Source organism: Chryseobacterium sp. PMSZPI, from assembly GCF_002835665.1.
GTDB lineage: Bacteria > Bacteroidota > Bacteroidia > Flavobacteriales > Weeksellaceae > Chryseobacterium.
This window is the reverse complement of sequence record NZ_PIZV01000057.1, coordinates 1-24,400: the sequence shown is the minus strand read 5'-3', so window position 1 is coordinate 24,400 and position 24,400 is coordinate 1. Positions and strand designations below refer to the sequence as shown.

14 protein-coding genes are annotated in these 24,400 nt (G+C 39.0%); 11 read left to right on the top strand and 3 right to left on the bottom strand.

Translation table 11 applies throughout. The annotated features are described in order from the left end of the window. Positions 1 to 37: 37 nt before the first annotated feature. The 8 genes from CW752_RS11715 to CW752_RS11680 are packed head-to-tail and all read left to right on the top strand — an operon-like array spanning position 38 to position 16,994. A complete protein-coding gene (locus CW752_RS11715) occupies positions 38 to 6,169 on the top strand; it encodes a type I polyketide synthase (protein ID WP_228401720.1) in 6,132 nt (2,043 codons plus the stop codon). Positions 6,170 to 6,188: 19 nt separating this feature from the next. Further along, a complete protein-coding gene (locus tag CW752_RS11710; RefSeq protein ID WP_101239898.1) occupies positions 6,189 to 10,454 on the top strand; it encodes a type I polyketide synthase in 4,266 nt (1,421 codons plus the stop codon). Next, positions 10,442 to 10,741: an acyl carrier protein gene (locus CW752_RS11705; RefSeq protein WP_002977699.1), complete on the top strand. Its 300-nt coding sequence runs from the start codon at positions 10,442 to 10,444 to the stop codon at positions 10,739 to 10,741. The genes CW752_RS11710 and CW752_RS11705 overlap by 13 nt, the downstream gene beginning before the upstream one ends. After that, entirely contained in the window at positions 10,732 to 11,514 is a 783-nt protein-coding gene (locus tag CW752_RS11700; RefSeq protein WP_101239897.1) for an alpha/beta fold hydrolase, read from the top strand. Before CW752_RS11705 ends, CW752_RS11700 begins: the two co-directional genes overlap by 10 nt. After that, positions 11,507 to 13,909 carry a glycosyltransferase gene (locus CW752_RS11695; RefSeq protein WP_101239896.1) on the top strand — a complete coding sequence of 801 codons (2,403 nt, stop codon included), beginning with the start codon at positions 11,507 to 11,509 and terminating at the stop codon, positions 13,907 to 13,909. The genes CW752_RS11700 and CW752_RS11695 overlap by 8 nt, the downstream gene beginning before the upstream one ends. 3 nt (positions 13,910 to 13,912) lie before the next feature. Continuing rightward, positions 13,913 to 15,196: a condensation domain-containing protein gene (locus CW752_RS11690; RefSeq protein WP_101239895.1), complete on the top strand. Its 1,284-nt coding sequence runs from the start codon at positions 13,913 to 13,915 to the stop codon at positions 15,194 to 15,196. Next, positions 15,193 to 16,443 (top strand): condensation domain-containing protein, encoded by a 1,251-nt coding sequence (locus CW752_RS11685; protein ID WP_101239894.1) that lies wholly within the window; start codon positions 15,193 to 15,195, stop codon positions 16,441 to 16,443. The genes CW752_RS11690 and CW752_RS11685 overlap by 4 nt, the downstream gene beginning before the upstream one ends. After that, positions 16,440 to 16,994 carry a hypothetical protein gene (locus CW752_RS11680; protein WP_101239893.1) on the top strand — a complete coding sequence of 185 codons (555 nt, stop codon included), beginning with the start codon at positions 16,440 to 16,442 and terminating at the stop codon, positions 16,992 to 16,994. Before CW752_RS11685 ends, CW752_RS11680 begins: the two co-directional genes overlap by 4 nt. On the opposite strand, the gene CW752_RS11675 is transcribed toward CW752_RS11680, so the two are convergent. After that, positions 16,978 to 17,610, bottom strand: a complete 633-nt coding sequence (locus CW752_RS11675; RefSeq protein WP_101239892.1) for a zeta toxin family protein — start codon at positions 17,608 to 17,610, stop codon at positions 16,978 to 16,980. The genes CW752_RS11680 and CW752_RS11675 overlap by 17 nt on opposite strands. A 2-nt stretch (positions 17,611 to 17,612) precedes the next feature. Continuing rightward, positions 17,613 to 17,870 carry a hypothetical protein gene (locus CW752_RS11670; protein ID WP_101239891.1) on the bottom strand — a complete coding sequence of 86 codons (258 nt, stop codon included), beginning with the start codon at positions 17,868 to 17,870 and terminating at the stop codon, positions 17,613 to 17,615. A 251-nt stretch (positions 17,871 to 18,121) separates the two neighbouring features. Here CW752_RS11670 and CW752_RS16910 point away from each other — a divergent pair, with 251 nt between their 5' ends. The 3 genes from CW752_RS16910 (at position 18,122) to CW752_RS11660 (ending at position 20,922) form a co-directional block, all read left to right on the top strand. Further along, complete coding sequence (locus CW752_RS16910; RefSeq protein WP_185117618.1) at positions 18,122 to 18,298, top strand: hypothetical protein; 177 nt, start codon at positions 18,122 to 18,124, stop codon at positions 18,296 to 18,298. 116 nt (positions 18,299 to 18,414) lie between these two features. Then, positions 18,415 to 18,741 carry a nucleotide pyrophosphohydrolase gene (locus CW752_RS11665; protein WP_101239890.1) on the top strand — a complete coding sequence of 109 codons (327 nt, stop codon included), beginning with the start codon at positions 18,415 to 18,417 and terminating at the stop codon, positions 18,739 to 18,741. Positions 18,742 to 18,852: 111 nt separating this feature from the next. Further along, positions 18,853 to 20,922, top strand: coding sequence for a DNA/RNA helicase domain-containing protein (locus CW752_RS11660; protein ID WP_262496355.1), 2,070 nt, complete (start codon positions 18,853 to 18,855; stop codon positions 20,920 to 20,922). Between the two features lie 77 nt (positions 20,923 to 20,999). Here CW752_RS11660 and CW752_RS11655 read toward each other — a convergent pair whose 3' ends face one another. Then, the gene (locus tag CW752_RS11655; protein ID WP_101239888.1) at positions 21,000 to 23,444 is read right to left on the bottom strand and encodes a TonB-dependent receptor; all 2,445 of its coding nucleotides are present in this window, start codon (positions 23,442 to 23,444) and stop codon (positions 21,000 to 21,002) included. Between the last annotated feature and the right edge of the window lie 956 nt (positions 23,445 to 24,400).

Below are 24,400 nucleotides of genomic sequence, written 5' to 3'. Positions count from 1 at the left end.
GGAACTTGGCCTTCGTTATCCAATTGCCCAGGGACCAATGACTCGTGTAAGTGATGTCCCTGCATTTGCCAATGCAGTAGCAGAAGCCGGAGCTTTACCGTTTGTAGCTTTATCATTGTTAAAAGGTGAATCGGCAAAATCATTGGTAATGGAAACCAAACAGCTTGCCGGTGAAAAAACATGGGGTGTAGGCATTTTAGGATTTGCCCCACAAGAATTAAGAGAAGAACAAACTTCCTATATTTTGGAGGCAAAACCTCCTGTTGTCCTGATTGCCGGAGGAAGACCCGCACAGGCAAAAGTATTTGAAAAAGCAGGAATACAATCATTCCTACACGTTCCATCCCCTGCACTATTGGATATTTTCCTGAAAGAAGGAGCTAAGAACTTCATATTTGAAGGACGTGAGTGCGGTGGTCACGTGGGCCCGTTATCAAGTACAGTACTTTGGGAAAAACAAATTGAACGTATTCTAAAAGAAGATCATCCTGAAAATATCAGTGTGTTTTTTGCAGGCGGAATTCATGATGCTTTCTCATCAGCATTTGTTTCTATCATGGCTGCACCGTTAGCCGCCAGAGGTGTAAAAATCGGAGTACTGATGGGAACAGCTTACCTTTATACTCATGAAGCTGTAGAAACCGGAGCCATTCAAAAAGAATTCCAGCTACAGGCCATGCAGGCAAAAGACACTGTTCTGCTGGAAACAGCACCGGGACACGAAACCCGTTGTCTGAACACCGCATTTGCTCATCATTTTAATACTGAAAAAGCAAAACTTCTGGAAGCCGGAGTGGATAAAAAAGAAGTATGGGAAAAACTTGAAAAATTAAATGTTGGACGTCTTCGTATCGCCGCCAAAGGGATCGAACGTCAGGGAGATAAACTAGTTAATATCCCTAAAGACGAGCAACTTGACCTGGGCATGTATATGATCGGACAGATTGCCACCATGCATAATAAAATCATTACTCTGGAAGAATTACACCAGACTGTAGTTGACAATTATGAATTCGTTCAGAATGCTCCCCTTCCTGAGCAACCAATTTCAACAGAAAAACCGCTGGACATTGCTATTGTTGGTATGGAATGTATTTTCCCCGGTGCTAAAAATCTTGAAGAATACTGGAGAAATATCATTTTAGGAAAAGACAGCGTAACGGAAGTTCCGGATGAAAGATGGAATAAGGACCTTTATTATCATCCGGATTCAGACGGGCCGGACGTTTCACATTCCAAATGGGGTGGATTTATTCCAAAAATTGACTTTGATCCACTAACATTTGGTATTCCGCCACAATCGCTGGCAGCTATTGAACCCACTCAATTGTTAACCTTACTGGTTGCAAAAAGAGCCATGGAAGATGCCGGGTATGGTGAAAAACATATCAACAGAGATAACATTTCTGTTATTATTGGAGCAGAAGGTGGGAATGATCTTGCCAACAGCTATAGTTTCAGAGGATATTACAAACAAGTATTCGGGGAACTTCATCCTGAAGTAGAGGAAGCTTTTCCTCACACTACTGAAGATTCTTTCCCGGGAATTTTAGCCAATGTAATCGCAGGTAGGATTACGAACCGTCTGGATCTTGGCGGAAGAAACTTTACCGTAGATGCAGCTTGTGCATCATCTTTAGCAGCTCTGGATTTAGCTTGCCAGGAACTTGTCTTAGGAAAATCCGATATGGTTCTTGCAGGAGGTGCAGATTTACACAACGGGATCAACGATTACCTGATGTTCTCCAGTACGCATGCCCTTTCCAGAAAAGGAAGATGTGCCACATTCGACAGTGATGCGGATGGTATTGCTCTTGGAGAAGGAATCGCTATCCTTGTGTTAAAAAGATATGAAGACGCTGTAAACGATGGTGACCGTATTTACTCTGTCATCAAAGGAGTTGGCGGATCCAGTGACGGTAAAGCCCTTGGATTGACTGCCCCTAGAAAAGTAGGTCAGGTAAGAGCATTAGAACGTGCTTATACTCAGGCAGGAATCAGTGCTGCAGCTGTAGGATTGGTAGAAGCTCACGGTACAGGGACTGTTGTTGGAGACAGAACAGAATTAAGTGCCTTGACAAACTTATTCAGCCGCTCAGGCGCATTACCGGGACAGACGCATTTAGGTTCTGTGAAAACTCAGATCGGACACACCAAGTGTGCTGCAGGATTAGCAGGTTTAATCAAAGCTTCTCTTGCCGTTTACCATGGTGTGAAACCTCCTACCCTGCACCTTCAGCAGCCTAATGCTTATTATAACGCACAAACCAGCCCATTCTCTTTCCATGCGGAAACAGGATTATGGACTGAGAAAAACAGATATGCAGGAATCAGTGCTTTTGGATTTGGAGGAACTAACTTCCATACTGTGATTGCCAATCATCCTAAGGAGAATAATTCTATTGCAATGCAATCATGGCCTTCGGAACTTTTTGTATTCCGTGGAGACACTTATGAAGAAGCAAAAGGACAGTCGAGTCAGATCAAAGCATTATTGGAAATCAATGATGGTATTGCCTTAAAAGATATTGCTTACAGCTTAAGCATTTGTTCAGAAAAGCCAATTCAGTTCAGTATTGTTGCTGACACGGCTGAAGACCTGATGATGAAACTTGAGTTAGTATTATTAGGAATTGAAACCAAAGATACTTTCACCGTTAATAAAAAAGAAGGAAAAATAGCTTTCTTATTCCCGGGACAAGGCAGCCAGAGAATCAATATGGCCCGCGATTTATTCGTAGTATTCCCTGCGATGCGCAAACTTATTGACCAATACCCGGAGCTTGAAAAAGTGGTTTTCCCATCGACAACCTTTAATGAAGCGGATTTAAAACAACAGAAAGAAACCATTAAAGATACCCGTTTAGCACAACCGCTTTTAGGAATTGTTGATCTTGCATTGGCTAAATTCTTAGAATCATTGGGAATTATCCCTGATATGCTGGCAGGCCACAGCTATGGTGAATTACCGGCTTTATGTTTCTCAGGTGTATTTGACGAAGAAAAACTGGTAGACCTGAGTATTCAGAGAGCTCATTCTATTTTAAACTCTGTAGAAGGCGGAGATCCGGGATCTATGTTGGCAGCAAGTGCAACATACGAACGTTTACAACCTATCCTTGCAAAAGCGGAAGGGTGTTATCCGGTAAACTTTAACGCTCCTACACAATGTGTAATTGCAGGTAGCACAGAAGCTATCAACAAACTATTGGAAGTTCTTAAACAGGAAGGTATTTCAGCAAAAAAACTGGAAGTTGCCTGTGCATTCCACAGCCCGCTATTGGCAAAATCAAAAGATTTATACGCCGAAGTATTGAAAGATGTTTCTTTCGGAGAAATGCAGATCCCTGTATGGTCCAATACAACAGCAACCGTGTACCCTACTCAACCTTCAGACATAAAAGAAAGATTGACCGATCACCTGGTACAACCAGTAAGATACGTAGAACAACTTCAGGCCATGTATAACGATGGAGCCAGAATATTTATTGAAGTAGGTCCGGGAAAGGTATTAACGGGATTAACCAAATCTTGTATTGAAAAAGACCAACTGAGCTTATACGTTGAAGACAACAGTCACAATAAATTTACACACCTGCTTTGCATGCTGGCTCAATATCTGGGCACAGGCCGTAATTTCGATATCAACAAACTTTTCGATGGCCGTCATGTTCAGCTGATCAATATCGACCAGCCTGAACTGTATAAGAAAAGCCCGGCCATCTGGCGTGTTAACGGACAAACTGCACATCCGACTACAGGCACACTGCCTTCCAATGGTGCATTACCCATTTTAAATCCTATTCAAATGAACAGTTTTACCAACCAACAAGCTCCGGCAGCAGAAGGCCAATCTACGGCTGAACGTATGCTACAGGAATATTTAAATAGTATGAAATTAATGATACAGGCACAACGTGATGTGATGCTTTCTTTCATGGGGCAGAATCCTCAGGTACAACAGGCTCCTGTATATACAACTCCAATATCCGCTCCTATTACTCAACAGGTGGCAGCTATCCCCGTTCAACCTGCCTATCAGCAAGCTCCGGTAGCTGTAACTACTCCTGTACAACAAGCACCTACAAGAGACATCAAATCCTTATTACTACAAGTAGTAAGCGACAAAACAGGATACCCTCAGGAAATGCTGGGTATGGAAATGGATCTTGAAGCTGACTTAAGTATCGACTCCATTAAAAGAGTAGAAATCATCGGAACCCTCCGCAGTGAGCTGGGAACTTTAGCCAATGGTAATGCTAACGAAGATACAGTAATGGAACAATTAGCCGGGATCAAAACACTGAGCGGATTAGTATCATGGCTTACTGAATTTACCGGAGCACCCGCTACAACAACGCCTGAAAAAAACGGATCCGTAACTGAAACAACAACTTCAAAACCACAGGTACAAACGGCATTTTCTCTTGAAGACCTTCAAAATGCTATTTTAAATATTGTAAGTGAAAAAACAGGTTATCCAAAAGAAATGCTTGGATTAGACCTTGATCTGGAAGCAGACTTAAGCATCGACTCTATCAAGCGTATGGAGATCATCGCAGACCTTAAAACTAAAATAGGTTTCGGAGAAAACCTTGAACAGGCTGATGACATCATGGAAAAACTTGCCGCTATTAAAACCCTTCGCGGATTAGCCGGCTGGATCAGTGAAATAAACAGTGAAACCAAAGAAATTACCGATACAGCAAAGGAAGCTAATGCTCCTGAAGGAGCAAACAACGTACTGTCAAGACTTCGTTTTGACATTACCCCTACCGATGCTTCTTTAATACAAAACACTGAAGTTCTGCAAGGAAAACGATTCGCCATCACTCAGGATAATAGCAAACAGACCTCAGTCATTAAAGCGGAGCTGGAAAAACACGGAACTATTGTAGAACTGGTGGATACAGAAAAAGATCTTTCAAACTTTGACGGATTGATTATGCTTGACATTTTCTCTTCTTCAGAAAAACCAAGTATTATTGATCATGTTGATCTGATTAAAAAACTGGATTTTGACAGAGCAAAATGGGTATATCTGATTTCTGACATTCAGGCCAACCTGCAGGAAATCAACGATGCACGTGTATTGCGTCATCACCAGGGATATCCGGGACTTTTCAAGAGTCTGGCAAGAGAATTCGATAATACCACTTGCAGACTGATCAGCCTGAGTACACCTCAGGAAATGGATCAGATTGCCGAAATCACGTTAAAAGAAATCCTGACCAACGATAAACCTGCCGAAGTGATCTATAAAAATGAAAAAAGACATAAAGTAGATATTATCCCTTCCCCATTGTCAACAAGTCTTCAAGAAGCCCATATTCAACTGGATGAAAAATCTGTTGTATTAGTATTAGGCGGTGGACAGGGAATCACTGCGGAACTGGTAAAACATATGTCTCAGGCATACCCTTGTACATACATTCTGGTAGGAAGATCAGCAGATCCGAGAGAAGAAGCTGAAAGCCTTAAGGAATTTGAAAGTATGAAGTCTAAAGAAGAAATAAGAGCCTATCTTATCAAATCCGGCCAATTTACCTCACCTGCTCAGATTGAAAAAGAAACGGTAAGAATCTTCAAAAACAACCAGATCCTACGCACGATCCGTGATATGGAAGCACTTGGAAATACTATTATTTATCAATCTTTAGATCTTTGTGACGAAGAAGGATTAAGTAATTTAATCAGCAGTATTTATGAAAAATACAACCGTTTAGATGGAGTGATTCACGGAGCAGGTCTTTTAGAAGATAAATTATTCAAACAAAAAACGACTTCTTCTTTCGGACGTGTATTCGATACCAAAGTAAAACCACTTCGTGTATTGGCTGAACAGCTTCGTACAGACTGCCAATTCGTTGTGTTATTCTCAAGTATCGCATCGGTATACGGTAACAAAGGTCAGACAGATTATGCAGCTGCCAACAGTGTACTGGATGATTACGCTAACGCTCTGAATAAAAGATTAAAAGGAAAAGTAATCTCCATCAACTGGGGACCTTGGAAAGGAGCAGGAATGGTTTCTTCCACCCTTGAATCTGAATACGAACGTAGAGGAATTTCCATGATCCCATTGGATGAAGGAAAAGAAATCTTCCTTAACGAAATAAAATACGGAACTGAAAGCCAAGTGCTTATCATGTCAGGAAATAATTGGTAACCCTCTGTATACACTAAGCATGAAAAAAACAGATGTTGCTGTAGTTGGATTATCCTGCGTCTTTCCCGGGGCGCAGGATGCCCAAACTTTTTGGCAGAATATTGTCAATAAAGTAGATTCTACCCAATCCGCCCCAGCAGATAGGATAGATCCGGTGCATTTTAGCGATGCCACCAACCCTGTCGATCGTTTCTATTGCAAACGAGGCGGGTTTATTCCTGATTATGAGTTCAATCCTACCACTTTTGGGATTTTACCCCTTGCGGTGGAAGGAACAGAACCCGATCATTTACTGACCCTTGATTTAGTTCAGAAAGCTTTAGAGGATGCCGGAGTATTTCAAAAAAATACTTCCCTTGAAAAGACCGGAATTGTCATCGGGAAAGGAAATTATACCGGGCCGGGAGCTACCCGTGCCATTGAAATTGTAAGAACCGGAGAACAGATTTCATCTTTATTGCAGGAATTGCTGCCTCAGGTATCTTCTGCTGATATTGAAAAAGTAAAACATGCTTTCCAGGAGCGAAAAGGACGTTTTGCTGCCGATACTGCCATGGGATTAATTCCCAATCTGGTAGCTTCATTGGTTGCCAATCGTTTTGACCTTGGAGGTGTTGCTTTTACAGTGGATGCCGCTTGTGCCAGTGCTTTAATCGCCGTAGATCATGCCGTACAGGAACTTCAGAGAGGTCGTTCCGATATGATGATCGCCGGAGGAGTTCACACCGGACAAAACGCTGCTTTCTGGAGTATTTTTGCTCAATTAGGCGCGATGTCCCGCCAGGAACAGATCAAACCGTTCAGCATGGATGCTGATGGATTACTGATTGGGGAAGGTTGTGGTTTCGTCGTGTTAAAACGACTGGAAGACGCTGTTCGTGATCAGGATAAAATCTATGCAGTGATTAAAGGCGTGGGAGTAAGCAGTGACGGTAACGGAACTAGTGTGATGAGCCCATCCGTAAAAGGTCAGTTAAAAGCTTTAGAACAAGCCTGGATCAATGCTGATCTGGATAAAAATAAAGTAGGTTACCTTGAAGCTCATGGCACCGGAACTCCACTTGGAGATAAAACAGAACTTCAGACCTTAGCACAGTTCTTTGGGAAAGAAGAAGCTGCTCCGGTAGCAGGAATTGGTTCTGTGAAATCCAATATCGGTCATGCCATGCCGGCTGCAGGAATTGCAGGATTAATTAAAACCTGTCTGGCTTTACACCACGATACTTTACCACCAACATTGTACTGTGAAAATCCTACTGCAGATATGCAGAACACAAGATTTGAACCGATACAGGAAGCTAAAAACTGGTCAAAAACAGGGCTACCAAAAGTAGCTGCAGTAAACGCTTTCGGATTTGGAGGAATCAATGCTCACGTTGTTCTTGAAGGCTATGATATGCCGAAAAAAGACAAAGTATTGCTATTGGCAAGACCTACACATGCAGAATTGGTTTCTGCATTACAAAATAATGATACAACTTTAGGTGAAGGAGATTTCAGAGTAGCGATATTCGATCCTACGCCTGCAAGAGTAGAAAAAGCCCTTAAAATTGTTTCTAAAAACCTGATCTGGAAAAATAAACAGGACATTTGGTACACTTCTACCCCATTATTAAAAGATGGTGGTAAAGTAGCCTTTGTATTCCCTGGTTTAGATGGTCTGGCAAAAGGTGAAGTAGACAGTGTTAGCCGTTATTTCGGATTAGCAGCGCCTATAGAAACTGAAGGTGAAGGCCTTTTAACCGATGCTTTAAACATCTTCAACAACTGTAGTATCCTTGACAATTCATTGAAAAAACTGGGCATTATCCCGGATATGAACGCAGGACACAGTTTAGGAGAATGGCTGGCAGGCTATTCATCAGAGTTAGCAGAAGCCAATTCTGTACAAGCCTTAATCGATGTTCTGAATCCTGAAACTTTTGAATTAAAAGATTCCAAATTCATTGCCATCGGAGCCGGAATTGATGTTGTACAGCCTTTTATTACTGAAATTTCAGACTTGTATATTTCTAATGATAACTGTCCTAATCAGGTGATTCTTTGTGGCAGTAATGCTGCATTGGATAAATTGGTTCCGTTATTAAAATCAAAACAGATCTTCCATCAGGTATTGCCTTTCCAGTCTGGATTCCACTCTCCATTTATCGCTGATAAACTGGATGTGATCCTTGCCGGAATGGAAAAAGCACAGTTCCAGAAAACGAAGATTCCGTTATGGTCTGCAACCACTTTAGAACCTTATCCAGCAGATCAGGCAGCGATCAGAAAACTGAGTGCTGAGCATTTGGTAGAACCTGTTCGTTTCCGTGAACTGACAGATAAATTATACGAGGAAGGAGCCAGAGTATTCATTCAGGTGGGTACCGGTGGTCTGATCGGATTTATTGATGATACCTTGAAAGGAAAAGCATTCAGCACCATTCCTTCCAGTGTTCCAGCCCGTTCTGCATTGGCGCAGTTACAACGTGTTGTTGCTTCGTTATTTGTAGAAGGAAAAACCATTGCTCTTGACTTTTTAGAGCTTCAACAGCAATCAAAAAAATCATCAGGAAAAGGCATTAAACTGGAATTAGGATCACCTATTATCAGAAACTTTAAAGAAGTAAAAGCCTTAGCTCAAGCTTTTGAAACACCAAAACAATACACTGCCTCAGCTTCAGCCATGACTGCCAAAAGTGGTCATCCGCTGGTACAGGCATTCCAAGACAATGTGAATGATATGATCCGTATGCAGGAAGAAGTTCTTACTTTATTCCAAAATCGTCCGGAAATTACCATTCCACGTCCTGCTCAGGTTGCTCCTGTAGCACAATATGCTGCTCCACAAGCACCAAGAAGTACAACTTTCACAAAAGATCTGTATGTAACGCTGGAAAGTCATCCGTACCTGATCGATCATAGCTTATTGAGACAACCTAAAGGATGGGCTCATGTAGCCGATATGGAACCGGTAATCCCGATGACCATGATCTTTGAACAGTTAGCAGAAATTGCAGAAGCAGAAATCCCGGGAACATTGGTTCATAAAATTATGAACGTAAGTGTATTCCAATGGATGAATGTAGCGCAACCTTTTGAGAAAACCGTGAAAGGACAATGGCGTGGTGAAAATCATGCGTATCTGGATATTGAGAACTTCGCTAATGCAGAAGTTACCTTAAAATCAAGTCCTGTTCCTACTCCAACCTTCAATCTTTCCATTGGTGATCTTTTACCGATTGAAAGAACCCCTGAAGAAATCTATGATGCACACATGTTCCATGGTGATCAATACCAGGGAATTACCGAAGTTTCAGCGGTTGGAACTAAAGGAATTATAGGAAAAATCAAAGGAAACGGTGGAAAAGGATCTCTGCTGGATAATGCCGGGCAGTTATTTGGGCTTTGGTTACAGCTTACTTTAGTGAAAGACCGTATCGCCTTCCCGGTGAAGATCAGAGATATTGAATTCTTCGGAGACATGCACGATCAGGAAGGTATTTTTGAATGTACCTGTATGCAGACTGAGCTTAATGATGAGTTTGCCATTGCTAATATCGTTCTTAAAAGAGACGGAAAAGTATGGTGTGCCATCACAGGCTGGCAGAACAGAAGACTGGAAATTGATGCCGCATTATGGAATGTTTCCATGTCGCCATTGCACAATCGCCTTTCTGAAGAGATTGCTCCGGAAGTATTCTTCTTCCACCAGGCCTATACCAGAGTCGCTTCATGGGATTTTATCCTGAAAAGATATTTCAACCAAACGGAAAAACAGCATCACCAGCAATTATTACCGAACAAGAAGAAAAACTGGATGGTAAGCCGTGTTGCCGTGAAAGATGCCGTGAGAAATCTTCTTCGTCAGGAAAAAAATCATGCCTGCTTCCCGATCACGTTTGAGATCCGTTCCGATGAAGTGGGGAAACCTTACCTCATCAGTGATTTTACAGAAGACATTCATATTTCACTCGCTCACAAAGGAAAAGAAGCTGTGGGGATTGCAAGATATGGTAAATCTGTAGGAATCGATATGGAACTCATGGAAGAGCGCAGCGAAGGATTCTATGACCTGGTATTTACTGACAATGAATTAGCCTTATTAAAAGGAAAAGATCAGGCAGAATGGACCACCCGTTTTTGGGTAGCGAAGGAAGCCTACGGAAAATTCTTAGGAACCGGATTGAAAGGAAATCCAAAAGCCTTTGAAGTAGAACTTATAAAAGATGATCACTTGTGGATCAACAATATTGAAATCAAAACTATTAAACATAAAAATTATATTATCGGATGGACACTGTAAACGCAACATTAAAAATGAACCACGAAGAACTTTTTACTTTATTAAAAGGTTTTATTACTGAAGTGATAGGTGCTGAATTTGTAGAGGAGATGGACATTACTCCGGAAAGTTCATTCACCAAAGATCTTGAAATGGACAGCATCGAGATTGTCTCTTTCTCTGAAAAGATCAAGGCGCATTTTGGCGATCAGATCGACTTTACAGGTTGGTTATCTTCTATGGATCTTGACCAGCTTATTAATCTTGACCTTAGTATGATCATCAATTATATCTACGAATGCCAATAATCACTGTCAATAACAGACAAGTTCATATACAGGAACTCAATAAAGGAGCCGAACAAACCGTGGTCTTAATCCACGGTATGTTCAGTAACCTGTCCATTTATTATTTTAATATTGCCCCTATTCTGGCAAAACATTTCCATGTGGTGATGTACGATCTGAAAAGTCACGGTATGAGTGAACGTTTTTTGGATGGGTACGACCTTGAAAACATGTCATCCGATCTGATTGGTTTAATAGATCACCTTCAACTGGAAAAAGTACATCTTGTAGGCTATAGCTTCGGAGGTCTTATTGCTTTAAAAACAGCATTGAAATACCCTGAACGCGTTAATCAACTGGTGGTGATGGAAGCTCCGGATCCTCAGGACGAAAAAGCCCGTAACATCATTGATGAGTACAGCAAGGAATTCCTTGAGCATTATGTAGCCAATTTTACAGATACTACCAAAGTTCAGATGGGTAAAAGACAAATGGAAAAGAACCATCGTATGTATGAGTTTCTGTTTAATCAAACCAGCATCAAAGCAGATATGATTAAGGAAAAACATTTCCTTGGTGAAGCCGATTTCAATGTATTGACAGCTTCCACTTTATTGCTTTATGGTGCTGATTCCAACTGCAGACCTACAGGAGAATGGCTGCAGGCTCAAATCGGTTCATCCGAACTTGAATTAATCTCCGGCGATCACAATATTCCGATTCAGGAACCTCAGCTTATTGCAGAGACGATCGCTCAGTTTTTATCTAATATTTTAACGAAGAACCATGGCTAAATTTGCATTTATAGTTCCACCCTTGACAGGACATGTCAACCCTACCCTAAGCATCGGTGCTACTCTGTTGGAAAGAGGGCACGAAGTAGCATGGATCAGCCTTGACCCAACTTTAGAGGCTAAACTTCCAGAGGGCGGAAAATTATTACTGATCCAATACGATCAGACCGACGCAGAAAAGAAAGAAAGCGAACAATATCTCGATATTATTTCCAAAAAAGTAGTCTACGGAATCGACAGCGTGAAGTTCCTTTACGAAGAAGTTCTTATTCCGTTGAACAGACATTGCTATAATGGAATTGTTGCTTTATTAAAAACATACCAACCCGATTTAATCATCGGTGACCACCAGTTATTTGCCGCTCCGGTAGCAGCAAAAACATTAGGAATTCCTTGTGCCACTTCCGTTACCGCTCCGGCTGCCATTAAAATCATGAATGAGCTGCCTAAAGTTCACGAATGGGAAGTGAATCAGATCATTGATCTACAGAAAGAACTAGGCTTTAATGAAGAGCGGTCTTTGGCCACTTCAGATCTTTTAACCCTTGTTTTAACCTCGAATTATTTCTTTGGGGAAATGGAAGATCTAGCACCTCAATATAAATTCACGGGACCCGTTCTTACCGAGCGTCGTATCTCTTGTGAATTCGATTGGGACAGACTAAAAAGTGCTACCAATAAAAAGATTTTAGTAAGCATCGGAACTACTTTCGATCACGATCATAAAAAAGCATTCTTCCAAAAAGTTGTGGATGCTTTTAAAGATGAAGATTTAACCGTTGTTGTAGTTTCTGACCCACAACTTTTCGAGCAATGGCCGGATAATTTTATGGTGTACCAGCAGGTTCCTCAATTGGATCTGTTACCTCATCTTGACGGAGTAGTTTGCCATGGCGGTCACAATACCGTTTCTGAAACCTTATCCAACGGAATTCCTTTGGTAGTCATTCCTATTGCGTATGACCAGTCGCATGTTGCAGGACGTGTGGTGCGTACAGAAGCAGGGGAAAGACTTAATTTCAACAGATTTAAAGCCAATCATCTGAGAGAGGCAGTACAACAAATATTAAATAACCCGAGCTATCGTGAGGCAGCTCAAAAAGTAGGACAATCTTTTATGGAAGCAGGAGGAGCATCTACAGCTGCTAATTTATTGGAAGAAGCCATCACAAAGACTTCAAAACCAGAAAAACCATCTAAATTTTTATTCGTTGTTCCGCCGTTTTTCGGACATGTGAGCCCTACATTAAGCGTAGGTGCCAGTCTGATTGCCCGTGGCCATGAAGTAAAATGGTTTGGAATTACGCCTTTAGACAGCAAACATATTCCGGAAGGAGGTTCTTACTTCTATCCTGAAGAAGATCTTATTCCCTATCAGGAAGAAATTGCCCGTATTTTAAAAAGGCAGGATGATGGTCCGGCTTGTTCAGGTCCTGAAGTGATGAAATTAGCACTGGAAGAAACATATGTTCCTTTCGCCAAAATGATGATGCCTGGATTAACGCGATTAACAGAAAGTTGGATGCCTGATGTGATCGTGAACGACTGTATCACTTTTGGAGGTGCGCTTTTCGCTCACAAACACAATATTCCTTGTGTAACGACCACACCTGTTCCACCGGACGTGATGGGAGATACTGAAAAAAGTGCCCCTAAAATCTGGGAATGGCAGCAAAACCTCATCAAAGACCTGCAAAAAGAAGTAGGAATTCATGAAGAAGGTATTTATATCCATTCTCACAAACTGAATATGGTCTTTACGTCACAAGCCTTTGCCGGCTTTGACACCGTACCATCGCATATGAAATTTGTAGGTCCTGTAAAAGGTCGTCCGAACGATGCACCTTTTGACTGGGATAAATTAAATGCTTCTACCACTCCAAAGATCTTCGTATCGCTGGGAACGTTGTTGGTAGACATCAGAAAGGCTTTCTTTGAAAAGATTATTGCTGCATTTAAAGATCAGCCGGTAACCGTGATTGCCGCTACTCCACCGGAAATCTTTGAAGAATGGCCGGAGAACTTTATTGTGAACAGCTTCGTGCCTCAATCTGCAGTGATGCAAAGAATGGATATGGTCATTTGTCACGGAGGTTTCAATACCGTAAATGATACTTTCCGTAACGGATTACCAATGTTGATCACGCCTATTGCTTATGATCATTTCCATATTGCGAAATTAATTGAGCAGGCAGGTTGCGGAATCAGCATCCGATACAAGAGACTGCGTGTAGAAGCTCTTCGTGAAACCGTTTTTGAATTATTGGAAAACCCTAAATACAGAGCTGCCGCTCAAGAAGTTCAAAATACGTTCAATCTTGCCGGAGGTAATGATAAAGCGGTAGAATTACTGGAAAACTTTGTACAGGAACATTCCACATTAGCGTCTGTATAGCCTATGAACCAACCTATTAAAAGAAGATTATTATTTGGTGAGCGAATGTTACTGGGAGACGGAACAGAACCGTTCAATGCGGTGATCCCTTTCAGGCTCAGAGGTACCTTTGCATTAAAGGATATCCAGCAGGCTTTGGCTCAGATCCAGCAAAAACATCCGTGGCTAAGAGCCCTTATTGCTCACGATGATAAAAATATCCCTTGGTTTGATGTTCCTGAAAACCCGATCTCCATTCCGGTACGAATTATTGCCAGAAAAGGAGAAGATCAGTGGCAGGAAGAATCCAAAAGGGAATGGAATACCTTATTCGATCCTAAAAAATTGCCTCTTATCCGGTTTGTCTGGATTAAGGGGGAAGACGTTTCTGACATGCTATTTGCGTTCCACCATTGTTTATGTGATGGTGGTTCTGCAATGGCCTTCCTTTATGAATTTTTAAAGGTATTGGATAATCCGAAAGCCGATATTGGGATAGAAAGCCCTATTTTAGGTATTCAAGATGTAGTTCCAGCAAATATTTTAAACAGCCGGAAGAAAAAATTAAAAGCCAAATTCATTGGAAGATTAGCGGCTACAGCCATCAAGGTTATTCCTACCGGTAAAAAATCTATTGACCGTCAAAATGATTATTTAATCAACTGGAAAGTAGATGAAACCGTAAGCCAGCAACTGATTTCCTATTGCAAAGCCAATGGTGCTACCGTAAACACGTTCTTAAGTGCTGCTTTGCTTCAGGCATTCAAAAAAGTAAAAGGAAACGGAGCTTTCAATAAGGTGTCCTGTCCTGTAGATATCAGACGTTTTGCTAACCAGGTGAAGAACGATCATATTTTTGCTTTTGGACTGATGATTGTGGTTTCTGCTAATGAAAAGCTGAGCTTTATAGAAAATTTACATGCGATGCAGGCTTCTGTAGAACGTAAAACCTCTAAGCTAGACCCTTATATTACCATGATGGTGATGGAATCCGGACATGATGCGTTGAATAATTTTACCAAACTTTTAAAGAACGGAAAATCGTCTAACGACTGTATGTTTTCCAATCTGGGACGCATTCAGATTCCTCATGAGTATAAAGAGTTTTCAGTAGATACTATTTTCAGTCCGTCCGTAATTGGTCCGTTGGGAAACACAACTACACTGGTAGTTTCTACCTACCGTGGGAAAATGGATTTTTCATTTGTAGGAAGTGAAGGATATTTACCGTATACCGATGCCCTTGCCATCCGTGATGAAATCATGAAGATTATTAAAACCCAACTGGAATATATTGCTGTATCATGATCAAAAGAAAACTAATGATGGTGGAAAGGATCATGTATGTAGATCCCGAAACGCCCGTAAACTGTATATTTACTGCTAAAATAAAAGGAGAACTTCCAGAGCAGAATTTTAAAACTGCTCTGGAAAAAATCCAGCAAAAGCATCCGATGCTAAGAGTGGTTGTAGATACCAAAAGTGAAAAATATCCCTTTTTTAAAGAAGAAAAAGACATCGCTCCTATCCCACTCCGCATTGTAGAAAGAAAAACAGACCAGGACTGGCTGACAGAGTCTCAAAAAGAATGGAAAATCTTATTTGAGGAAGAAAAAAGCCCTCTCGCCCGTTTAGTTTGGATCAGAGGACAGGATGTTTCTGAAATCTTTTGGGTAATGCCCCACTGCATCTCAGACGGGACAACCGGAGTGACTTTAATGAAGGAACTTCTTCAGCTTTTGGATAACCCTACTTTGGAATTAGAATCTTACGAGACTTTCACTTCTGTAGATGAATTTTTACCTTCCAACTTTAATGTAAAAAGTAAGAAATTCAAGGCTAAACTTTATCTGGCCTTTGCCAGGTTCTTCTTTATACTACAGCAAAAAAGTAAGAAGAGAAACCTTGGAAAAGATTATGTCCTTCACCAAAAACTGGATCCGTCAACCACTGCTCAAATCACTCAAAGATGTAAAGCCAATGGCGTTTCTGTACATGCTTTATTGTGTTCTGCGTTTATGCAGGCATTCCAGGAAGTAAAAGGGAAAGAAGCCAAAGGGAAAGTGATCAGTCCGGTGGATGTGCGTCATTTTATTCCTGAGATCAAAGAGGATCATTTATTTGCTTTTGCTCCAACGGTTGATCTTGCGATTAAAAAAGGAAGTTCCGATCTGTTGAACAATGCCAAGCAGATTAAAGAAGATCTTGTTCAGAAAATAGGAAAAATGGAAGCCCGCGAACTGCTGTGGATGGGTGAACAGATGCACCCGATTGTTGATCGTATGATCTCCATGCTTAAATCAAGCAATGGCGGCCATGATGTAACCTTATCCAATATGGGCAGGATCAAAATCCCAAATGAGTACAAAAACTTCAGCATTGATACCATTTTCAGTCCTACGGTAGCCTTCCCGTGGCTGAACTCAAACACTTTGGTGACGAGTACGTACAACCATCAGATGGATTTTATATTTTTGTCCAACGAAGACTTCCTTCCCCAAGCGGAAGCCGCCAAAATAAAAGAGAAAGCCATCGCGCTAATGACCACCTCATGAAATTGAAATTTAAGCCGAAGCCACCCAAAAAGCTCAAAAAAACTACCCTTAAACGCTTTCTCATCAAGCGTACGATTTATTATGTCCTTCCGAATGTATTTTTCAATTTCATCATCGCCTATGCCAGCTTCAAAGAATTAGGCTACACTCATTTTTTCTCCGGCGAACAGAATCTGGCCCGCCTTACCCTACCCATGGCCCTGTTTCTCCCCGTTGTCCTCACCATAGACATCCTCAAAAGAGTAACCGATGCCGCCGGACAAGGCGCCATTGAGTTTACCGTAGATGAACAGTTGAATATTAAAAAGTTGATGACCAAGCTGAGTATTCTGCATGGCGTGATTACCTGTTCTCTGGTATTAGCAATGCTTTTTTTAGGGCAGTATAATTTTTCTAAGGATTATAAGCTGGATGCTACGGCAATGGCTGTGGTGGTGGGAACACTGGCTGGGATTTTATCTGTGGTGTTTGTGTATTTGCCGGTTTGGAGGTTGAGGAGGTGGATGTGTAGGAGGATTATTGCAATGGAAACACCTATAAATTCTCGTTAATTAATTCTGTAATGGCAGGTAAATTATTAGTAAACCAATCAGGTAGATCAGAAACTTCAATGGAGATTACCGGACTCCCATTTTCTATTTTTGCTAATTCAATATGCTCAAGTCCTGAGGTATCATAAATATCAACCGTATCAAACATAGGAAAATGAATATCTAATTTTTCAAGATTTCCATAAAAATTAGTAGCAATTGTTGGTGGATCAACATAATGTCCACCTTCTTTTGCTCTTGTAATAACTCTTAATTCAGAAATATTCGTATCTGTTAATCCAAAGAAAATAAGATGAATATGATATCCGGAATTTTTAAATCTTCTGGGGACATCCCATGTCGCTTCATTGGTAAAATGACCTTCATAGGCAAAGTCAGCTTGATTATGAAGTGCAGTATTTATAAGATCTTCGAATGTAGTATGTACAAATTCGGCTGCCCTTCTGGTACATTCTTTTGATGATTTGATTCCACTATTCCAAAATTCCTTCTTTTTGATCATCAAAAGCTTATCACCATCAAAGACCTCTTTTTGTAATGGTTCAGGAATATAGGCGGTACCTAAACTCGACTTTCCTGCTCCATTAGAACCTGTAATAATATATAGGCTGGGCATTTTTATACAAGTTCAGCAAAGCTTAGTTTTTTTCGCAAACCTTTTGCTTCATCATCGGAAAGCTTTCTCAGAATATTAATATCCGTTTTTGATTGTTGAGCAGAAACTAATACAATAGCTCCATCAGGATATTCAAGATAACATTCTGTAGTCCCCAATTCTTTTGTATTGATCATAAAAGGCTGCCCTGCACGAAGTTTTTGTTCCCGCAATTTTTTTACAAGAACTTTACTGTTATTGGGTGGAAATTTTACTTTCATATACTATCAAATTTACAAATAAAATATAAAATAAACAAAGCCTAGCCAGCTTTACTTATCAATCCTTATTTTCTTCTTCTATTAGCTTGATGCCACCGGGCAAGGCGCCATTGAGTTCACCGTAGATGAGCAGTTAAATATTAAAAAGTTAATGACCAAGCTGAGTATTCTGCATGGCGTGATTACCTGTTCTTTGGTGTTAGCTATGCTTTTTTTAGGACAGTATAATTTCTCAAAGGATTATAAGCTGAATGCTACGGCAATGGCTTTCGTTGTGGGAACACTGGCTGGGATTTGTCTGTGGTGTTTGTGTATTTGCCGGTGTGGAGGTTGAGGAGGTGGATGTGCCGAGTAGTGACAGTAGTGTAGGTAAAAACCATCATGATTTTTTATTATATTATTTGAATCCTGTTGTATTTAAAGTCTAGAATAAGGCTCTATATATAAAAATTCACTGAATAAAAGCTATATTTTCAATATGATTATGCTAAAGTTTTACTATTTTTAAGGTTGAATTAAATTTCACCTATTATTAAATAGTACCATGATAGACAAAAGTACAATAGAAAAACTTATAAAATTTCGTGATGAACGAGATTGGGAACAGTTTCATAATTCAAAAGATTTGGCGCTAGCTTTATCCATTGAAGCATCCGAGCTTTTGGAAGTATTTTTATGGAAAAAAAACGAAGACTTTAATAAGGATAAATTAGAAGAAGAATTAGCAGATGTATTTATGTATGGTTTACTTCTTGCGCACAAAAACAATATAGACTTAAATACTATTATTTTAAAAAAACTACAGAGAAATAACGAAAAATATCCTGTAGAAAAGGCAAAAGGAAAATCAAATAAGTATGATGAATTGTAGTACTAAATGAAGAATTTCACAATTACAGAGGAGTACAACTTTAACAACCTCATAGAAACTAAAATAACCAACAATCATAAAGATTATCTGTCATGGCCAATAGTTTATTTTTTGAAAAATAAAAAGACTAGATCTGCCTATGTAGGAGAAACTACAGATGTAGTAACCCGAATTAATACACATTTAAAATCTGAAGAAAAGAAACAACTTTCATCAGTACATTTCATTTTAAGTGATCTATTCCATAAATCTGCTACGTTAGATTTGGAATCCAATCTTATAAAATACATTTCAGCTGATGGACAATACAATTTACAAAATGGTAACCTTGGTATTTCCAATCATCAATACCATGAAAAGAAAGTGTATTGGGATTTATTCAAAGATATCTGGGATGAACTTCGACAGATAGGGATCACACGCCATTCATTGGATTACATCAACAACTCTGATCTTTTTAAATATTCTCCATATAAATCACTCTCCAAAGAACAGATAAAAGGGTTAAGGATGATCCTGAATTGTTTGTTGGATGATAGTGCTAAAGTAAGTCTTATTCATGGAGGAGCCGGAACAGGTAAATCTATTATGGCAATTTTTTTATTTAAGTTATTGAAAACAAACTTAGAGGATTTTAACTATGCTGATTTTGATGAAGATGATGAAGATCTTTTTCTTTTATTAAAAAAGGTTAAGGATAAATTTAAAGACTTAAATATGGCGCTGGTGATTCCTATGGCATCATTTAGAAAAACCATATCTAATGTATTTAAAAATGTAAATGGCTTATCTGGAAAAATGGTAATAGGACCATCTGATTTAGCAAAGAACAAGTATGATCTTATTATAGTTGATGAAGGACATCGCTTAAGAAGAAGGGTTAATCTAGGCTCCTACTTTGGAACATTTGACACGAATTGTGAGAAGTTGAACTTAGATAAATTCACTTCCTCAGAATTAGATTGGATTCTCATGCAAAGTAAAAAATCAATCATTTTTTATGATGAATATCAATCCATAAAACCTTCAGACACTCTTAAAGAAAAATTTAAAAAACTGGAATTAGAATCTTATACGCGGGTTGAAAAATTAAAGACCCAACTTCGTGTTCGTGGTGGGAACAATTATATAAAATTGATTCATAAACTCTTTGATGAACCGTCAAAGCTTCCTGTGGGAAAATATAAGACTGATGATTATGAATTTTATCTTTTTGATGATTTGTCCCAAATGGTTGACCGAATAAAAAAGAAAGATAAGCTTTATGGCCTATCAAGAATGGTAGCAGGATATGCATGGGAGTGGGTCTCAAACAAAAACCCAGAGGCTTATGATATTATTATTGGTGAGAATCAGTTGAAATGGAACAGCGTTTCTGTAGATTGGGTGAATTCTACCAACTCTATTGATGAAGTAGGCTGTATTCATACAACACAAGGGTATGATCTTAATTATACAGGAGTTATTATAGGACCAGAGTTAGATTATGATTTTGAATCTGCAAAGTTTATCGTTGACAAGCAAAAATACAAAGATAAGAACGGCAAAAATTCTATTCAGAATGAAGAGGAATTACTGAATTTTATTATCAATATCTATAAAACAATATTATTAAGAGGAATCCAAGGGACTTACATTTATGCTTGTAATGATAACATGAGACTTTTCCTTAGTCAATTTATTCAACCTTTTAATTTGTCTATAAAGCAAAATCCACTACAAATTTTAGATACACCGTCTGAAAGCTCAATACCATTCTATGATCTTACTATTGCTGCAGGATTATTTTCCGAACTACAGGAATTAGAGAAGACAAAATATATAGAATTAGACGATATAAATAATAAAGACGATTATTTTGCATGTACTGTCACGGGTGAATCAATGAATAAAATTATACCCAATGGCAGTATCTGTCTGTTTAAAAAGTATACTGGAGGCTCACGTAATGGTTTAATCACTTTAGTTGAAGGAAGAAATATTATGGATTTAGAATTTGGAAGTAATTATACAATTAAAGAATACTCCAGTAAAAAAATAACTGATGAAGACGGTTGGCATCATGAGGAAATCATCTTATTGCCAAAATCAAATGATCCTAGCTTTAAACCTATTATTCTTAGAGATGAAGGAACTATTGATTTTAATATAAGAGGTATTTTTGTCAAAGTATTGAAATAATGTACAGGTTATTCTAAAGATTTGAATCATAAAAAATACTGCTTTATTTAAGCAGTATTTTTATTCCTTTACTTGATTTATCCCCCCGATCCCGGCCCATTCAAATACTCATTACTAATATCCTTCTCCTTTTTAAAATCCATCTTCCCAAACTTATAGCTGAAGCTAATCCCGAAAGAACGGTATGGCAATTCTCTTACAGAATAAGATTCATAATCTCCGGTGCTCACCGTGGTTACTTGTTTGATATACTTATTGAACGGATTGGTAATGGTAAATCCTAAGCTTGCCTTTTTGTTCCAGAATTCTTTTCTTCCCGCAATGGTATAGGTGATCGATTGTGGATTTTTCCCCTGGATATTTTTGGCTGCTGAGTTGTAATTTCCGAATACTTCCAACACAAAGTTTTTTGGAAACTGATAGTTAAGGTTCAGATTCGCACGGTATCGCATTCCCATATCTAAGTTTCCTACATAAATATGGCTTACAATATAGCGGTGAAATACCATGATATTACTTCTCAGATTCAGTTTGTTCTGGAAAAAAGGAAATGATAACGAGACAATCCCACCAGAGTTATATTCTTTCCCGATATTATCTCTTGCGGTAACTGATACATTGGTGTACTCTGTTCCGTTGGCTGTAAATGTTGGATAAAAGGTCGTAATCTGTTTTAAATCCTGACTGTTGATACGCTCCACAAGTGATAATGAGATATTCCCTCCATTGGCCAGGTTTTTTGTGTAGCCTAATTCCATATTATCTCCGATTTCAGGTTTCAAAGCTGGATTTCCTGTAGTAATATTGTGCGGATCACTGAAATTAAGGAAAGGATTAAGTTCTGTATATTCCGGACGCTCCAGCCTTCTTGTATAGGAAAGTTTCACTGTTTCACCACTATCAAATTTGTGAGATAAGATGAAGGAAGGAACCAGTAAGCCATACGACGGAATATTTGTATTCGGAAAATCGATTTTAAGAGTCGTATACTCATATCGTAGGCCTGCTCTTACATCCAGCCAGTTCAATAGATTTAATTTGGAAGAAAAATAGGCGGCATAGACTCCCATATCATAATTTAAATGATAGGATTGCAAAGGATCTGTTTCATACTGCCCTGAGGAAGTATTCAAAACATGAACATCGGTAGCATTGGTAATATGTTGCTGTACCGTTTTAAGCCCCATTTCAAAAGTAACGTTATCATTCAGAGGATGAACGTAATCTACTGAAATATTGTGGCTGTTATCCGTTCCGGGATTGCTCCCTGAAATTCCATTGTAAGGACCTGCTGCTCCCAATAAACTTTGCGTCTGTAAATAACTGGTTTTTGGAGAACCATAGCTGAACACATAATCTGCCGTAAGCTCCTGCCCTTCTTTGGCAAAGGTTTTTCTAAAACTTAAACTTCCGTCTACAGAACGAACGGAAGATTGGTTATCAGAAGTTCTGGATCCAATAATAGAGGTTACATCAGAAGTAGTATGATCCGTGATATATTGCTGTTGATTGATTAATCCGGTACTTTTATTCGAAAAGCTATTGAAAGAAAGGGATCCGCTTAATGAACTGGTTTTCGTAAGATTCCAGTCGAAACCTAAGCCTGTACGGTAACCATGTCTTTCAAAATCGGTATATCCATCCTGTAATAAATGAGTACTGGTATTCGAAGCTGCATCTCTTGACGTTCTGTCCTGAGAAAAAGGAGTTTTTGCCTTTAGCTGCGCATTTCCGCTGAAGAAAGCATTCATGCTGAAATTATTATTCTTATAATTCAGATTCAGAGATCCTGTTTCAAATAAAGTTCCGCCCGTAGCATTCACACTTCCATTGATTCCTCTTACTTTATTATCCTTCAAAACAATATTAATGATTCCTCCTGTCCCCTGCGCATCATATTTTGCTCCCGGACTGGAAACCACTTCAATACTTTTAATCTGATTTGCCGGAATGGAAGCCAGTGCGTCTGCCAAACTGTTTCCAAAGATGCTGGACGGCTTTCCGTTAATCAAAAATCTGATATTGGCATTTCCCTGAAGTTCAACATTTCCATCCGCATCCACCGTCACCTGAGGGACTTTTCTCAACACATCAATCGCTGCTCCATTCTGAGAAGTCACATCATTAGCGGCATTAAAAACAATTTTATCTACTTTATTTTCAACCACAGATTTTTTACCAACGATCGTCACTCCTTCTATTGCCGTTTCTCCATTTATTAATTGAATATCACCAAGGGTAACTACTGCATTATTGTCACCGAGTTGAACATCTGCCGTTGTCTTATTTTTATATCCTGCATAAAAAACAGCGACTTTATAGGTTCCGGATGCAATATGATCCATAGAAAACTCTCCTTTTTCATTGGAAGTCGTCCCGTTGATTTCTTTATTATCCTGATTTAAGAGCCCAATACTGGCATGATCGATTGACTGTCCTGTATTGGAATCTACAACTCTCCCACTTATTTTCCCCTGACCTCTGCCCTGCTGAGCGCTAACCAAACTTATAGAAAACAGCATGGCCGCTAAAATTGTTACTTTTGTTACTTGCTTCACCGTGATATTAGAATTAATACAGGGCAAAGGTGGAAAGCAATTTGGGAGAAATTCTGAATTTTCTAATGAAGCAGACTTTATAATAACCAAAAAGGCAGAAATTTAAACACTTAAGTAATAATAAGGGACAAGCTTTGCACATAATAAGAGCACTAAAGTTTTTTGAAAATCTTTGATTTTCTTCTTATGCGTACTTTTTTATACAGTACTATTCTCAACTAGCTTAAGTGAACTTAAGTGTTTTAATTCTTTTAACCACAAAAGGTACAAAAGATTTTAAACACTTTAGTAATCATAAGAGACAAGCTTTGTACATAATAAGAGCACTTAAATTTTTGAAAATCTTTGATTTCCTCTAAAGTGTACTTTTTTATGCGATATTATTTTAAACTAGCTTAAGTGAACTAAAGTGTTTTAAATAATGTTCTGAATTGGGTATAAACATTGAATTATTAATTGAAATACTGTGTCGGGATTCCTACGGAATGACAAATATTGTTTGTATCATGTATTTTGAGAATCTAAACTTTTTTTATCATTCCGAAGGAACCTAACCTTATATATTTTATCTTTTATTTTAAACCATTAAGGATAAATTAAGAAGATAAGAATATTAAGACGAGCTTCGCTTTAAGAATTGGGCTAAAGAAAATCTTTGATTTTCATCTTAACTTCCCTTAATAACTTAATACCCCTTAATGGTTTAACCACAAAAGAATTAAACACTAAAGTTATTTCAAGTAACAAGCTTTACGCATAAGAAGTACACTTAAGTTTTTGAAAATCTTTGATTTTCTTCTTATGTGAACTTAATTATACAGGATCCTTTAAACTTACTTAAGTGAACTAAAGTGTTTAAAATAAAACTTTTGTGAATTTTGTGGTTAAACATAGTAGACACAAAAGATGTAAACACTTAA

Excerpts from the sequence above, each read along its gene's own strand:
- CW752_RS11675 (WP_101239892.1), bottom strand. The coding sequence starts at position 17,610 with ATGCCCAGCCTATATATTATTACAGGTTCTAATGGAGCAGGAAAGTCG.
- CW752_RS11685 (WP_101239894.1), top strand. The coding sequence starts at position 15,193 with ATGATCAAAAGAAAACTAATGATGGTGGAAAGGATCATGTATGTAGAT.
- CW752_RS11710 (WP_101239898.1), top strand. The coding sequence starts at position 6,189 with ATGAAAAAAACAGATGTTGCTGTAGTTGGATTATCCTGCGTCTTTCCC.
- CW752_RS11680 (WP_101239893.1), top strand. The coding sequence starts at position 16,440 with ATGAAATTGAAATTTAAGCCGAAGCCACCCAAAAAGCTCAAAAAAACT.
- CW752_RS11655 (WP_101239888.1), bottom strand. The coding sequence starts at position 23,444 with ATGCTGTTTTCTATAAGTTTGGTTAGCGCTCAGCAGGGCAGAGGTCAG.
- CW752_RS11705 (WP_002977699.1), top strand. The coding sequence starts at position 10,442 with ATGGACACTGTAAACGCAACATTAAAAATGAACCACGAAGAACTTTTT.
- CW752_RS11715 (WP_228401720.1), top strand. The coding sequence starts at position 38 with ATGACTCGTGTAAGTGATGTCCCTGCATTTGCCAATGCAGTAGCAGAA.
- CW752_RS11665 (WP_101239890.1), top strand. The coding sequence starts at position 18,415 with ATGATAGACAAAAGTACAATAGAAAAACTTATAAAATTTCGTGATGAA.
- CW752_RS11690 (WP_101239895.1), top strand. The coding sequence starts at position 13,913 with ATGAACCAACCTATTAAAAGAAGATTATTATTTGGTGAGCGAATGTTA.
- CW752_RS11695 (WP_101239896.1), top strand. The coding sequence starts at position 11,507 with ATGGCTAAATTTGCATTTATAGTTCCACCCTTGACAGGACATGTCAAC.
- CW752_RS16910 (WP_185117618.1), top strand. The coding sequence starts at position 18,122 with ATGCTACGGCAATGGCTTTCGTTGTGGGAACACTGGCTGGGATTTGTC.
- CW752_RS11700 (WP_101239897.1), top strand. The coding sequence starts at position 10,732 with ATGCCAATAATCACTGTCAATAACAGACAAGTTCATATACAGGAACTC.
- CW752_RS11670 (WP_101239891.1), bottom strand. The coding sequence starts at position 17,870 with ATGAAAGTAAAATTTCCACCCAATAACAGTAAAGTTCTTGTAAAAAAA.